Source organism: Mycobacterium asiaticum (assembly GCF_001668675.1).
Lineage (GTDB): Bacteria > Actinomycetota > Actinomycetes > Mycobacteriales > Mycobacteriaceae > Mycobacterium > Mycobacterium asiaticum_D.
In genome coordinates this window covers 1-14,157 of sequence record NZ_LZKQ01000112.1, presented here as the reverse complement: position 1 = coordinate 14,157, position 14,157 = coordinate 1, and the positions used below count along the sequence as shown (strand labels likewise).

The 14,157-nt window shown below is 68.7% G+C and carries 11 protein-coding genes; 5 read left to right on the top strand and 6 right to left on the bottom strand.

From position 1 onward, the window contains the following. The 3 genes from A9X01_RS09970 to A9X01_RS09960 all read left to right on the top strand — a co-directional run. A partial coding sequence (locus tag A9X01_RS09970; RefSeq protein ID WP_216638906.1) for an ATP-binding cassette domain-containing protein occupies nt 1-2,080 on the top strand: 2,080 nt, incomplete at its 5' end. A 28-nt stretch (nt 2,081-2,108) separates the two neighbouring features. Further along, entirely contained in the window at nt 2,109-4,727 is a 2,619-nt protein-coding gene (locus A9X01_RS09965; RefSeq protein ID WP_065120602.1) for an ATP-binding cassette domain-containing protein, read from the top strand. Between the two features lie 16 nt (nt 4,728-4,743). Next, a complete protein-coding gene (locus A9X01_RS09960; protein ID WP_065120601.1) occupies nt 4,744-7,221 on the top strand; it encodes an ATP-binding cassette domain-containing protein in 2,478 nt (825 codons plus the stop codon). 80 nt (nt 7,222-7,301) lie between these two features. On the opposite strand, the gene A9X01_RS09955 is transcribed toward A9X01_RS09960, so the two are convergent. The 6 genes from A9X01_RS09955 to A9X01_RS09930 all read right to left on the bottom strand — a co-directional run bounded on the left by A9X01_RS09955 (nt 7,302) and on the right by A9X01_RS09930 (nt 12,656). Further along, nucleotides 7,302-7,850, bottom strand: coding sequence for a pentapeptide repeat-containing protein (locus A9X01_RS09955; RefSeq protein ID WP_065120600.1), 549 nt, complete (start codon nt 7,848-7,850; stop codon nt 7,302-7,304). Nucleotides 7,851-7,854: 4 nt separating this feature from the next. Further along, on the bottom strand, nt 7,855-8,421 hold the full coding sequence (locus tag A9X01_RS09950) for a GTP-binding protein (protein ID WP_065036042.1): 567 nt from the start codon (nt 8,419-8,421) through the stop codon (nt 7,855-7,857). Beyond that, on the bottom strand, nt 8,402-8,770 hold the full coding sequence (locus tag A9X01_RS09945) for a DUF742 domain-containing protein (protein ID WP_065120599.1): 369 nt from the start codon (nt 8,768-8,770) through the stop codon (nt 8,402-8,404). Before A9X01_RS09945 ends, A9X01_RS09950 begins: the two co-directional genes overlap by 20 nt. After that, complete coding sequence (locus A9X01_RS09940) at nt 8,746-9,177, bottom strand: roadblock/LC7 domain-containing protein (RefSeq protein ID WP_036353007.1); 432 nt, start codon at nt 9,175-9,177, stop codon at nt 8,746-8,748. Before A9X01_RS09940 ends, A9X01_RS09945 begins: the two co-directional genes overlap by 25 nt. Then, complete coding sequence (locus A9X01_RS09935; protein WP_065120598.1) at nt 9,174-11,819, bottom strand: sensor histidine kinase; 2,646 nt, start codon at nt 11,817-11,819, stop codon at nt 9,174-9,176. The genes A9X01_RS09940 and A9X01_RS09935 overlap by 4 nt, the downstream gene beginning before the upstream one ends. A 231-nt stretch (nt 11,820-12,050) precedes the next feature. After that, nucleotides 12,051-12,656: a class I SAM-dependent methyltransferase gene (locus tag A9X01_RS09930; protein WP_065120604.1), complete on the bottom strand. Its 606-nt coding sequence runs from the start codon at nt 12,654-12,656 to the stop codon at nt 12,051-12,053. A 67-nt stretch (nt 12,657-12,723) separates the two neighbouring features. On the opposite strand from A9X01_RS09930, the gene A9X01_RS09925 reads away from it, so the two are divergent. Together A9X01_RS09925 and A9X01_RS09920 are read left to right on the top strand one after the other, a co-directional pair. Further along, complete coding sequence (locus A9X01_RS09925; RefSeq protein WP_065120597.1) at nt 12,724-13,188, top strand: tRNA (cytidine(34)-2'-O)-methyltransferase; 465 nt, start codon at nt 12,724-12,726, stop codon at nt 13,186-13,188. A 383-nt stretch (nt 13,189-13,571) separates the two neighbouring features. After that, nucleotides 13,572-14,157 (top strand): PE family protein (locus A9X01_RS09920; protein WP_155772016.1); only part of this gene is annotated, 586 nt, incomplete at its 3' end.

Here is a 14,157-nt window from a genome sequence, read left to right as displayed (position 1 = left end):
CAATCCACCGAGCCCACATCGGTTTTTAATCACAGCGTGCGCAGCTACCTGTTCGCCGAGCTGGGTGCCGCCCGCGAATGTCACCCGTCCCCCCGAGCAGGGAAACATCGCCACCAAGATGTTCCAGGCCCTGCTGACCCGGACCGGCTCGCACGAAATACCGGCGAACTCCGTCACGATCGGTCGTTCCACCGACAACGACATCGTCATCCAGGACGTCCTGGCGTCGCGTCACCACGCGTTTTTGACCCTGACGCCGCTGGGCGCGGAGATCCGGGACAACAACAGCGTCAACGGGACGTTCGTCAACGGGGTCCGGGTCGGATCGGCGATCCTCACCGAAGGCGATCAGGTCACCATCGGCAACGTCGACCTGGTCTTCACCGGCGGGACGCTGGTGCGTCGCACCGCGGTCGCTTCGCGCACCGGCGGCCTGGAGGTCAACTCGGTCACCTTCACCGTCGAGGGCGGCAAGCAACTGCTCGACCACATCTCGCTGACCGCGCGGCCCGGCACCCTGACCGCCATCATCGGGGGATCCGGCGCCGGCAAGTCGACGCTGTCGCGCCTGATCGCCGGCTACACCAGCCCCTCCACCGGCAACGTCACGTTCGAGGGCCACGACATCCACGCCGAGTACGCCTCGTTGCGCAGCCGGGTCGGCATGGTCCCGCAGGACGACGTGGTGCACCGCCAACTGACCGTCAACCAGGCACTCGGGTACGCCGCCGAGCTGCGGCTGCCGCCCGACACCAGCAAGGCCGACCGCGCTCAGGTGGTGGCCCAGGTCCTCGAAGAGCTCGAGCTCACCAAGCACGCCGACACCCGCGTCGACAAGTTGTCCGGCGGCCAGCGCAAGCGCGCGTCGGTGGCCCTCGAGCTGCTCACCGGCCCGTCGCTGCTGATCCTCGACGAGCCGACCTCGGGGCTGGACCCGGCGCTGGACCGGCAGGTGATGATGATGCTGCGCCAGCTCGCCGACGCCGGGCGTGTGGTGCTGGTGGTGACGCACTCGGTGTCGTACCTGGACGTGTGCGACCAGATCCTGCTGCTGGCACCCGGCGGCAAGACCGCGTTCCTGGGCTCCCCGGACCAGATCGGCGCCGCGATGGGCACCACCAACTGGGCGGACATCTTCACCAAGGTGGGCGCCGACCCGGACGAGGCCAATCGCCGTTTCCTGGAAGGCAACCGGCCCGGAGCGGACCGCCCGTCGGAGTCCAGTCCGGCGGCCGATCTCGGTGAACCGGTACACAACAGCGGGCTACGCCAGTTCTCCACGATCGCCCGTCGTCAGGTTCGACTGGTCATCTCCGATCGCGGCTATACGGTGTTCCTCGCGTTGCTGCCGTTCCTCATCGGGGTGCTGACGCTGACGGTTCGCGGTAAGACCGGCTTCGACATGGCCGATCCGCTCAGCAGCGCGCCGAACCAGCCCGGCCAGATCCTGGTCATGCTCAACGTCGGCGCGGTCTTCATGGGTACCGCGCTGACCATCCGCGACCTGGTCGGCGAGCGGCCGATCTTCCGCCGAGAACAGGCCGTCGGCCTGTCCACCGGCGCCTATCTGGCCGCCAAGATCGTTGTGTTCTGTGCGTTTGCGACGATGCAGGCGGCGATCTCGACCACGATCGCCGTGGTCGGCTGGGGCAAACCGATTTCAGGTCCGGTGCTGCTCTTCGACGTCCGGTTCGAACTGTTCGTGACTGTTGCCGCCACCTGTGTGACGTCGGCGATCCTCGGCATGGCGCTATCGGCCATCGCCAAGTCCCAGGACCAGATCATGCCGCTGCTGGTCACCGCGATCATGTCCCAGTTGGTGTTCTCCGGCGGCATGATCTGGGTGACCAACCGCACCGGCCTCGACCAATTGTCTTGGGCCACACCGGCCCGGTGGGGTTATGCGGCGGCGTCGTCGACCATCGACACCCACCGCCTCACACCCGGCCCGACCGACCCCAAAGACCAGCACTGGAACCACACCAAGAGCGCCTGGCTGTTCGACATGGCCATGCTCGCGGTGTTGTGCATCGTTTACAGCTCGATCGTGTGGTGGAGGATTCGGCTAAAGCGTCGGTAACCCGGGCGTCCGGCTCTAGGGTTAGCGAATGAGCCCAAATCCAGGTCCGGTGTTGACAGTTCGGTCCGCACGATCCCACCGCGACTTTGCCGCGGGCCCGGATGTGGTGGTGGGCAGCGACCTACGCGCGGACCTGCGGGTCGCGCACCCGCTGATCGCCCGCGCCCACCTGATCCTGCGTTTCGAGCGGGGCCGCTGGGTTGCGGTCGACAACAGCTCACAAAACGGAATCTTCTGCCACGGCAAGCGCGTTCCCGGACTCGACATCCAGGATGGCCAGTCGATCAACCTCGGCAGCCCGGACGGTCCGCGCATCACCTTCGAGGTGGGCCACCGCCAGGGCAACGTCGGCGCGCTGCCGCCGACCGAGCGGCTGGCCGTGATCGCGCCACCCGCTGGGTCCCCCGGCGCCCCACCGCCGGCGCAATCCGGCGCCGCACAGCGCACCACCGCCATTCCGACCATCCCGCCCCAGGCTGCCAAGGCGGGCCGCCCGCCGCAGCAGGCCCCACTGCCGCCGACCCAGGCCGCGCAGCCCAACCTGCAGCCGCCCACCCAAGCCGCGCAGCCCAACCTGCAGCCGCCCACCCAAGCCGCGCAGCCCCACCTGCAGCCGCCCACCCGAGCCGCGCAGCCCAACCTGGCACCCCCCGGACCGCCGACCCACGACGCCACCGTCTCGCAACTCGCCACCGGGACCGTCAAAGCTCCCACCGTCGGGCCTGACCAAGCACGGCCGGCCACCGCGGCGCGCATCGGGCGGGCGCCGGACAACGACATCGTCGTCAACGACGTGCTGGCGTCTCGGTACCACGCGACGCTGACCCCGACGCCGGTCGGCGCCGAGATCCGCGACCAGGACAGCATCAACGGGACGTTCGTCAACGGCATCCGGGTCGGGTCAGCAATCCTGTCCGAGGGTGACGTGGTCACCATCGGCAACGTCGACCTCGCGTTCGTCGGCGGCATCCTGGTACGCCGCACCGAAGCCGCGAGCCGCACCGGCGGCCTCGAGGTTCGCGACATCCAGTTCACCATCAACGGCAACCGGTTGCTGGACAACGTGGCGCTGACCGCGCGGCCCGGGACGCTGACCGCGATCATCGGCGGGTCCGGCGCCGGCAAGAGCACGCTGTCCCGGCTGATCGCCGGATACACCACGCCCAGTGCCGGCACGGTGACCTTTGAGGGCCACGACATTCACCAGCAGTACGCATCCCTGCGCAGCAGGATCGGGATGGTGCCGCAGGATGACGTCGTGCACCGGCAGCTGACGGTCAATCAGGCACTCAATTACGCGGCGGAGCTGCGGCTGCCGCCCGACACCAGCAAAGAGGACCGTGCCCAGGTGGTGGCGCAGGTGCTCGACGAACTCGGGCTGACCAAGCACGCCGACACCCGGGTGGACAACCTCTCCGGCGGCCAGCGCAAGCGCGCGTCGGTGGCGCTGGAACTGCTGACCGGCCCGTCGCTGTTGATCCTGGACGAGCCGACGTCCGGACTGGACCCGGCGCTGGACCTGCAGGTCATGACGATGCTGCGGCAACTCGCCGACGCCGGCCGCGTGGTGCTGGTGGTCACCCACTCCCTGACCTACCTCGACGTCTGCGACCAGGTGCTGCTGATGGCCCCCGGCGGCAAGACCGCGTACCTGGGTCCGCCGGGTCAGATCGGCGACGTGATGGGCACCACCAACTGGGCGCACATCTTCGCCAAGGTGGGCGCCGACCCCGAGGAGGCCAACCGGCGCTTTTTGGCGCAGCGGGAGCCGCCGCCGACCGCACCGGAGCCGGCCCCGGCCGACCTCGGCGCGCCCGCGCACACCAGTGTTAGGCGGCAGTTCTCCACGATCACCCGCCGCCAGGTGCGGCTGGTGGTCGCCGACCGCGCCTACTTCGTCTTCCTGGCGATCCTGCCGTTCATCCTGGGCGGGCTGTCGCTGACCGTGCCCGGCGACAGCGGGTTCCGCATCGCCTCCCCGACCAGCAACACACCGGACGAAGCGGCCCAGATCCTGACGCTGCTGTCCATTGCCGCGGTCTTCATGGGTACGGCCCTGACCATCCGCGACTTGATCGGCGAGCGCGCGATCTTCAAACGCGAGCAGGCCGTCGGCCTGTCCACCTGGGCCTACCTGGGCGCCAAGCTGACGGTGTTCTTCGTGTTCGCGGTGCTGCAGGCCGCGATCACCACCGCCATCGTGGTGGTGGGTAAAGGCGCACCGACCCAGAAAGCTCTGGTGCTGGGCAATCCGAGCCTTGAACTGTTCGCCACGGTCGCCGCCACCTGCGTCGCCTCGGCGATCCTGGGGTTGGTGCTGTCGTCCGTCGCCCGGTCCAACGAGCAGATCATGCCGCTGTTGGTCGTCTCACTGATGCTGCAGTTGGTGCTCGCCGGCGGCATGATCCCGGTGACCGACCGCATCTTTCTCGATCAGATGTCCTGGGCCATCCCGGCGCGCTGGGGTTATGCCGCGTCGGCGGCCACGGTCAATCTGCGCGAACTGGTGCCCGGTTCGCTGAGCCCCGAGGACAGCCACTGGGCACACACCCGCAGCGCCTGGTTGTTCGACATGGGCATGCTGGCGGTGCTGTCGGTGGTGTATTCCGGCATCGTGTGGTGGCGCATTCGACTCAAGCGGCATTGAGCCGCAAGCTGAACAAATGACCCAAGCTGAACCGCCCGCGCTGACCGTTCGCGCCGGGCCGGCGCAACGCACGTTCGCGGCCGGCCGGGAAGCGATTCTGGGCAGCGACGTCCGGGCCGACCTGAGGGTCGCGCACCCGCTGGTCGCCCGCGCCCATCTGCTGTTGCGCTTCGAACAGGGCAACTGGATCGCGAAAGCAATCGACAACCAGTCGCCCCACGGGATCTTCCTCAACGGCAGGCCCGTGCCGCTGGTCGGCATCCAGGACGGGATGACGGTCAACCTCGCCCGGCCCGACGGGCCACACGTCGTGTTCCGGATCGGGCAGCCCGCCGCCAAGCCGCCGCCGCGACTGTTCCGTCCGCCGCAACGTCAGTCTCAACACGCCGACACGCAGCGCACCGCGGCAATTCCGCTGCGGCCCAAGGCCGCTCCCGAACCACCGCCCGATCCGGCGCCCACCGACCCGCTCAACCCGGCACTGACCGACCCGCTGAACCCGGTCACCACGGTGTCGCAGTTTCCGACGCGCGGCATCAACGTCCTGGGCGCCGACCCGAACTTGGCGCCGCCGGTGGGGCGCACCGCCTGGATCGGACGCGCCGAGGACTGCGACATCGTCGTCAACGACGTGCTGGCTTCCCGCCGGCACGCGTATTTAGCGCCCACCGCCATCGGCATCGAGATCCGCGACGCGCACAGCAGCAACGGCACCTTCGTCAACGGCATCCGGGTCGGGTCGGCGTTGCTGAGCCAGGGCGACGTGGTCACCATCGGCAACGTCGACCTGGGGTTCACCGGCGAAACGCTGGTGCGGCGCACCGAGGCCGCCACCCGCACCGGGGGTCTGGAGGTCGACGAGGTGTGCTTCAGCGTCGATGAAAAGGCGTTGCTGCAGAAGGTGTCGGTGACCGCCCGGCCCGGCACGCTCACGGCCATCATCGGCGGCTCCGGGGCCGGCAAGACCACGCTGGCCCGGCTCATCGCCGGCTACACCCGGCCCGGTACCGGCGTCGTGACGTTCGAAGGCCACAACATCCACACCGAGTACGCATCCCTGCGCAGCAGGATCGGGATGGTGCCGCAGGACGACGTCGTGCACCGGCAACTCACCGTCAACCAGGCGCTCGGGTACGCCGCCGAACTGCGGCTACCGCCCGACACCACCAAGGCCGACCGCGCCCAGGTCATCGCGCAGGTGCTTGACGAACTCGGGCTGACCCAGCACGCCGACACCCGGGTCGACCAGCTGTCCGGCGGCCAGCGCAAGCGCGCGTCGGTGGCGCTGGAACTGCTCACCGGCCCGTCGCTGCTGATCCTCGACGAGCCGACGTCCGGACTGGACCCGGCACTGGACCTGCAGGTCATGACGATGCTGCGGCAACTCGCCGACGCCGGCCGGGTGGTGCTGGTGGTCACCCACTCCCTGACCTACCTCGACGTCTGCGACCAGGTGCTGCTGATGGCGCCCGGCGGCAAGACGGCCTATCTGGGTCCGCCGGGGCAGATCGGCGACGCCTTCGGCACCACGAACTGGGCGCACATCTTCGCCAAGGTCGGGGCCGATCCGGACGAGGCGAACCGGCGTTTCCTCGCGCAACGCGCGGCACAGGACAGCTTGGTATCGGCCAAGCAACCGCAGGCCCCCAGCGGTCTGGGCGAGCCGGCGCATACCAGCGCCTGGCGCCAGTTCTCGACGATCGCGAGGCGGCAGGTGCGGCTGGTGGTGAACGACCGCGCGTACTTCGTCTTTTTGGCGGTGCTGCCGTTCATCCTGGGTGCGCTGTCGCTGACGGTGCCGGGTGATCGTGGCTTCGGTCTGGCATCGCCGACCAGCGACACCCCCGACGAGGCCGCGCAGATCCTGAACCTGCTGTCCATTGCCGCGGTGTTCATGGGCAGCGCGCTGACCATCCGCGACCTGATCGGTGAGCGCGCGATCTTCCGCCGCGAGCAGGCCGTCGGGTTGTCGACGTCGGCGTACCTCGGCGCGAAGATCATCGTGTTCTGCGGGTTTGCGATCGTCCAGGCGGCGATCGCGACGATCATCGTGCTGGTGGGTAAGGGTGCGCCGACGCAGGGGGCGCTGCTGTTGGGAAGTCCGAGTTTCGAGCTGTTCACCAGCATCGCCGCGACGTGTGTGGCGTCGGCGATCCTGGGGTTGGTGCTCTCGGCGATCGCCCGGTCCAACGAGCAGATCATGCCGCTGCTGGTGGTGTCACTGATGTTGCAGCTGGTTTTGGCGGGCGGCATTGTGCCGGTGACGAATCGGGTGTTCTTGGATCAGCTGTCCTGGGCGGTGCCCGCGCGCTGGGGCTACGGCGCGTCGGCAGCCACGGTCAACCTGCGCGAGCTGGTGCCGGGTTCGGTCAGCCCCGAGGACAGCCATTGGACGCATTCCCGCACCGCCTGGCTGTTCGACATGGGGATGCTGGCGGCGCTGTCGGTGGTGTACTCCGTCATCGTGTGGTGGCGGATCCGTCTCAAGCGCTAGGTGAGGTTGCGCGAGCAGACGCTTAAGCCCCCGACACGCCGTGCGTGCGGGGGCTTAAGCGTCTGCTCGCGCAGGGAAACTCACCCGTCCAGCCGGAGTCCGTGCGCCAAAGCGAATGCCATCGCCTGCGGCACATCGATGCGCGCCCCGACCAGCGCAGCGCTGGTCCACAGTGCGGCGTCGGCGATCGCGCCGCGCAGGTCGGCCTCGTCCAGCCGGGCGCCGGTGGTCCGGGCACCCCGCAGGTCGGCGCCGCGCAGCACGCTCTTGCGCAGGTCCGTTTCCACCAGACTGGTTTCCCGCAGCCGGCACCCGCTCAGGTCGACACCACGCAGATCGTTGCCGGCGAGCACCGCGAGCGTGAAGTCCACCTCGTCGAACACCACCGGCCGCAACCGGCACTGGGTAAACACCGAGCCAAGCACACTGCAATGCGCAAATGTGCTGTGCCACAGCGTGGTCCGGGTGAAGGTGCAGTTGCGGAATGCCGATCCGCGGTGTTCGGACTCGGCCAGGTTCACCCCGCTGAAATCGCACTCGCTGAACACCACGCGTTCGGTGTGCAGCCCGCCCAGATCCTCGTCGCGGAAGTCTTCGCCGCTGAATTCGCGGTCAATCCACTCGGGCAACGAATCAGGTGCTGGCCAGCGCGTATTCGCTCACCGCGATCAGCGCGTCGGTGGCCGACCTGCGATTGCGGGCGTCGATGGTGATCATCGGGATGTGCTCGGGCAGCGTCAGCGCCTTGCGGACTTCGTCGATCGGGTAGCGCGGGGCGCCGTCGAACTCGTTGACCGCGACCAGGAACGGCAGCCGGCGGTGCTCGAAGAAGTCCACGGCGGCGAAGCTGTCCTGCAACCGGCGGCAGTCCACCAACACGATCGCGCCGATAGCGCCGCGCACCAGGTCGTCCCACATGAACCAGAACCGGCGCTGCCCGGGCGTGCCGAACAGGTAGAGCACCAAATCCTCGGCCAGGGTGATGCGGCCGAAGTCCATCGCGACGGTGGTGGTGCGCTTGTCCGGCGTCGCCTCGATCATGTCGACGCCGGCCGAGGCGTCGGTGACCATCGCCTCCGTCCGCAACGGCATGATCTCCGACACCGCACCGACAAAAGTGGTCTTGCCGGTGCCGAAGCCGCCCGCGATGACGATCTTCGTCGACGCGGTGCCGGGTGCTTCAGAGTGCCCTGAGGCCACGCAGGGTCCTTCCTATGAGTTCCTGCCGCTCGTCGCGGGTCGAACGGTCGGTCAAGGTCCTGTGCACCCGAAGGTAGTCGGAGGTGACCAGATCACCGATCAGGACGCGCGCAACGCCCACCGGAATATCCAGCCGGGCCGCGACTTCCGCGACCGACAGGGTGCTGACGCACAACCGGATGATCTTGCCCCGCACGTCGTCGGCCGGCCACACGTGGGCCAGGCCCGCCTGCAGCGCCTGCACCGGCGCTTCCAGCGGAAGGTCGACGTCGGTGCCGGTCCGCCCGGCCGTCAAAGTGTACGGCCGGACCAACCTCGGCGGTGTCAGCGGTGGCTCGAGTTCGTCCATCGGGACTCGGGCTCGGCACGGCGGGCGGACTGAACGACGTTACCCACCTGTTCGACCAGAACGGCCATCTCGTAACCGATCTGGCCGATGTCGCACGACGGCATGGCCAGGGTCGCCAGGTGTGAGCCGTCACCGACGCGCATCAACAGCAGGAAGCCGTTCTGCATCTCCACCACCGACTGCAGCACCTGCCCACCCTCGAACAGTTGTGCGGCGCCGGTCGCGAGGCTGGCCAGCCCGGACGCCACCGCGGCCAACTGATCGGCCCGTTCCCGGGGCAGGTGCTCACTGGCCGCGACCGGCAGCCCGTCGACCGACACCAGTAACGCGTGTGCCACGCCGGGCACCTCGCGCACGAATTTCGACACCAGCCAGTCCAGCGGGCTGTACGACGACTGCACCGTCATTGCTGCTCGGCTTCCTGACGAGCATGCGACCGTCCGGTGCGCACGCCGCTGAAATGTTTCCCGATGGTGGCGCGGATGGCTTCAGGGTCGCGGTGCTGCTCGGGCTGCTCGTCGGGGTCGGCCGCCCCGGGCACCAGCCGAGCCCCGGGCGTGCGCATCGGCAGGCCGGACTCGGTGTGCGCCTCGACGGGCTTTTCCGCGGCTTCGGCCGCGGCCGACCAGCCGCGGTCCCACACCGTCTGCCAGTCCAGGTCGGGACTCTGCACCAACTCGTGTGGATCGCCCATCATCTCCGACAGCATCCGCTGATAGATGACGTCGTCGTCGGCCGGTCCGGACGGTTTCAGATCGGGTGGTTGCGGCGGTGGCGTCGGGGCCGCGGGCGGTGGCCGGCGCGCGAAGAACGCCGAGGTGTCCGAGGCGACCTTCGCCGGCTGGGATTGCTCCGACGCCGCCGGCTGCGGCTGTTGCGGGGCCTTCTCCCACCACGGCGTGGGCAGCGGGCGCTTCTGCTTGGGCTGCTGCTCCTCGGGCTGCACGGGTACACCGGTGATGCCGCTCGATCCGGGACTGCGGCGTGGCAGCGACGTCACCGGGGTCCCGGCCTGCGTGCGACCGTCATGCAGAGCGGTCCCGACGGTTGCCACGTCCGGTTCCGGGGGCCGTACGGCGAAGAACTGGCGCTGCGGCGCCGCGGCTTGTTCTGCGGCCTGCCGTTCCTGGCCCTCGACGAGCACGCTCAGCGGCAGGTACACCTCGGCTGTCGTGCCGGTGCCCGCTTCGCCGTTGGCCGGCCCGCGCAACCCCACGCGCAGGCCGTGCCGTGCCGCGAGCCGGCCGACCACGAACAGTCCCATGTGCCGGGCGTTCTCCGGTGTCGGGTCGGGGGTGCCGTCCCGTTCGGCCTGCAGCCGCATGTTGGCCATGCGCCGGTCCGACTCGGTCATGCCCAGGCCGGCGTCGGCGATGCGCAGCAGCACGCCGCCCTCACTGCCGCGGACCGCGGAAACCTTCACCGGCGTGTTGGGCGGCGAGTAGCGCAGCGCGTTGTCGATCAGCTCGGCGAGCAGATGGATGACGCCGCCCGCCGACGCACTGAGCACCGTGCAATCGGCGACGGATCCGATCTCGACGCGGCGGTAGTCCTCCACTTCGGACACCGCGGCGTTGAGCACCGTCAGCAGCGGAACCGGCTCCCGCTGGTCCCGCGAGATCTGGGCGCCGGCCAGCACCAGCAGGTTGGCGCTGTTGCGGCGCAGCCGCGCCGCCAGGTGGTCCAGCCGGAACAGGTTGTCCAGCCGCTCGGGGTCCTCCTCATTGCGCTCCAGCCGGTCGATGAGCGCCAGCTGCTGGTCCACCAGGGAACGGCTGCGCCGCGACATGGTCTCGAACATGTCGTTGACCAGCAGCCGCAGCCGGGCTTCGTCGCCGGCCAGCAGCAACGCCTGGGTGTGCAGCTCGTCGACGGCGTGGGCGACCTGACCGATCTCCTCGGTGGTGTACACCGGCAGCGGCTCGGGAGTCGGCTCGGCGCCCGCGCGCACCCGGTCAATCTCACCCTCCAGGTCGGTGTGGGCGACCTTGAGCGCGCCGTCGCGCAGCACCCGCAGCGGTCTGACCAGCGCCCGCGCCACCAGCAGCACGATCAGCAGCGCGATGGCCATGGCGGCCAGCGTCAGCACGGCGTCGCGCACGGCGGCGTCGCGCCGCGCGGTGGCCTGGTCCTGCACCGAGGTCGTCACCGAACCCGTGGTGTCGTTGATGATCTGCTCGGCGATCCCCTGGGTGGTGTGGATCGAGCGCAGCAGGTCCTGGTTGTCGACGAGCACGCTGTCCGGATCCGACATGATCGCCATCCGGCTCACCATCTGCTGCTGCAGGTTCTTCGCATCCGGCGAGCCGACCCCGAGCACCTCGGTCATCCCGAACAGCGTCGACGGCTCGGTGCCGGCCAGGGTGATCATCGCGGTGCGCAACTGCGGCTCGGGCAGGTCAGCGCCGCGGGTGGTCAGGATCTCCTGCAACGTCATCTGCCCGCGCGCGCCCACGGCCCGGCTCAGGCCCTGCACTTGCGACCGGATCCGCTCGCTGTCGACCCGCACCGACGCGTTGATCGCGTTCTCGGCGGTCAGCAACAACGGGGCGTAGGTGGTCACCCGATCCCGCAGGCCGATGCTGTTGTCCACCGTCTTGTCCAGCAGCGCCTGGCCGCCGTTGAGCAGGGTGTTCACGCCGGACCGGACGTCGGGAATCACGTCGGTATCGGCCAGCCGCGTCTGCAACTCGTACTTGCGGGCGGCGAAGTTCTTCTTCGCGCCCTCCACGTCGCGGCCCGTGGAACTCGCCAGCAGGGCCACATCCAGCGCGGACATGTACTTGGTGATCGCCGGGATCACGTTGGCGCGGGCCGCCGCCAGCCGCAGACCGCTCGAGTTGGCCATCTCCTGCTGGACCCGCAAGGCCCCGAACACCGTCGCCAGCACCAGCGGCACCAGCGCGATCGCCAGCACTTTCCACCGCACCGGCCAGTTGCGCAGCGACCAGGCCGGTGGGCGCTTCGGGCCGCGCGCCCCCGCCGCGACAGCGGGCGCGTCACCGGGGACCGCCGCGACCGAGTTGGTCGGGCGGGCGAACATGGTCATCTGTGCACGGCCGTGCCGCCGGCCACGTGAAACGAGAGGCTCATCAAACTTCCTGCTGCATTATTTCGCCCGCCCCGGCAGATGGCCGCGAACGCAATTGCCTGGCAATCCGACGAGTATGTCACCACCCAGCCGAGGTCTCCATAATTGTTACTGAGTAGATAAGGTCCGCTGCCACGGGCCTCGCACCCCGGCACTTCGCCCCGGCAAACTTCGTCTTGCCGCTCATGCCTACGACGGTCGCAGGATTGCGACGAGGAAATCCGAGTCGGCGGTGAACGGCCGCAAATCCCAGGTCGACAGCAACAGATCCGGGGTGAAACCGGCCTCCGCCGCATGGCCGAGGAATTCGTCGAATCCGTAACCCCGGTTGGCGCCGAAGCCGATCACCGTCCGGCCGTCGGCGACAAGGTGGGCGCGCAGCCGGCTCAGCACTTGGACCCGGGTGCTCGGCGCCAGGAACGTCATGACATTGCCGGCGGACACGATCACGTCGAACGGTTCGGCGATCCCGCGGGCGGGCAGGTCGAGTTCGGCGAGGTCGCCGACGAGCCAGTGCCCTTGCGGGTGGTCCTGTTCGGCCGCTTCGATCAGTACCGGGTCCACGTCGACGCCCACGACGTCGTGACCGGTCGCGGCCAGATAGCCGCCCAGCCGGCCGGGGCCGCAGCCGGCGTCGAGGATGCGGGCGTGCCGGGGTGCGACCGCGTCGATGAGGCGAGCCTCACCGGCGAGGTCGTCACCGGCGCGCGCCATCGAGCGGAACCGTTCGATATACCAGTGCGAATGTCCGGGATCGGCCGCGACCTTCCGCATCCACAGGCTCTGCTCGACCATGCCGACCATTGTCCCCGGTCCCATCCGCTGCGCTCCGCGCCCGCGGCGTACCGGCAGGATGCCTGTTGTGTTCAGGATGCTGTTCTACTCACCGCGCATCGCCCCCAACACCGGCAATGCCATCCGCACGGCGGCCGCCACCGGCTGCGAACTGCATCTGGTCGAACCGCTCGGCTTCGACCTGTCCGAGCCCAAGCTCCGGCGCGCCGGTCTGGACTACCACGACCTGGCTTCGGTCACCGTGCACGCGTCGCTCGACGATGCGTGGTCGGTGCTGGGGCCCGCGCGCGTGTTCGCGTTCACCGCTGCGGCCACGACGCGGTTCACCGACGTCGACTACCTGCCGGGCGACGTGCTGATGTTCGGTCCCGAGCCCACCGGACTCGACGAGGTCACGCTCACCGATCCCCACATCACCGGCCAGGTGCGCATTCCGATGCTGGCCGGGCGGCGATCGTTGAACCTGTCGAACGCCGCGGCGGTCGCCGTTTACGAGGCCTGGCGGCAACAGGGTTATTCGGGCGCCCGGTAAACGCAGAAGCAGGCTCGTGCGTACACGAGCCTGCTTTCTACAGGGCATGTTCAGGGGGGCAGGGGAGGAAACATGCCGCAGTCTGTGGTCACGGGCAGATCAATAAAGCTCCTTCGGTGACTTTGTTCTCGGTGAAACTTGTCGGTAAAACCTTGTGTCCTTAGATTGCCCGACCGCGCGTGATAGCGGTGTCCACCGACGGGCGATAGTTGGGATGAATTGCTTGTCCCCCGATCGGGGGACAAGCGGTTGCTCTTGAAAACGGAAATGACTGTTCGCTACGAAATCGCAGTCTCAATCCCGTTGAGGCCCAAACCCTTCCGGTGGCAACTTCAAGCTGCAATAATTAACGGCGGCGTTAGTCTCTTGCTGAGAGGGCGGCGATGTCTTATCTGGTGGCAGTCCCTGACACGGTGAGCGCAGCAGCGACAGGCATGGCGGGGATCGGCTCTGCTTTGACCGCCGCGACTGCGGCCGCGTCGGCGCAAACGACAAACCTGCTTGCCGCCGGAACAGACGAGGTGTCGTCGGCTATCGCGTCGCTGTTCTCGGGTCACGGTCTCGCCTATCAACAAGTCGCCACGCGGATCTCGGCCTTCCATGACGAATTTGTGCGCACGCTGGCCGCGGGCGCAAGCGCCTACGCAGATGCCGAAGCCACGAATGCCGCCCTGCTGGATGCGATCAATGCCCCAACCCGGGCGTTGTTGGGGCGCCCCCTTATCGGTGACGGCGCTGCCGGCACCGCAGCCAACCCGGATGGCCAGGCCGGCGGCTTGCTATATGGCAACGGCGGCGCCGGCTACACCAGCATGTCGGAGGGGATCGCCGGCGGCCGGGGCGGGGACGCGGGTCTATTCGGTAACGGAGGGGTCGGCGGTGGCGGCGGCGCCGGTGCCGGCGGGATCGGCGGCGCCGCGGGAACCGGAACCGGCGGCCACGACGGCGCCAACGGAGCCGGTGGGGCCG

Excerpts from the sequence above, each read along its gene's own strand:
- A9X01_RS09965 (WP_065120602.1), top strand. The coding sequence starts at position 2,109 with ATGAGCCCAAATCCAGGTCCGGTGTTGACAGTTCGGTCCGCACGATCC.
- A9X01_RS09960 (WP_065120601.1), top strand. The coding sequence starts at position 4,744 with ATGACCCAAGCTGAACCGCCCGCGCTGACCGTTCGCGCCGGGCCGGCG.
- A9X01_RS09945 (WP_065120599.1), bottom strand. The coding sequence starts at position 8,770 with ATGGACGAACTCGAGCCACCGCTGACACCGCCGAGGTTGGTCCGGCCG.
- A9X01_RS09940 (WP_036353007.1), bottom strand. The coding sequence starts at position 9,177 with ATGACGGTGCAGTCGTCGTACAGCCCGCTGGACTGGCTGGTGTCGAAA.
- A9X01_RS09935 (WP_065120598.1), bottom strand. The coding sequence starts at position 11,819 with ATGACCATGTTCGCCCGCCCGACCAACTCGGTCGCGGCGGTCCCCGGT.
- A9X01_RS09930 (WP_065120604.1), bottom strand. The coding sequence starts at position 12,656 with ATGGTCGAGCAGAGCCTGTGGATGCGGAAGGTCGCGGCCGATCCCGGA.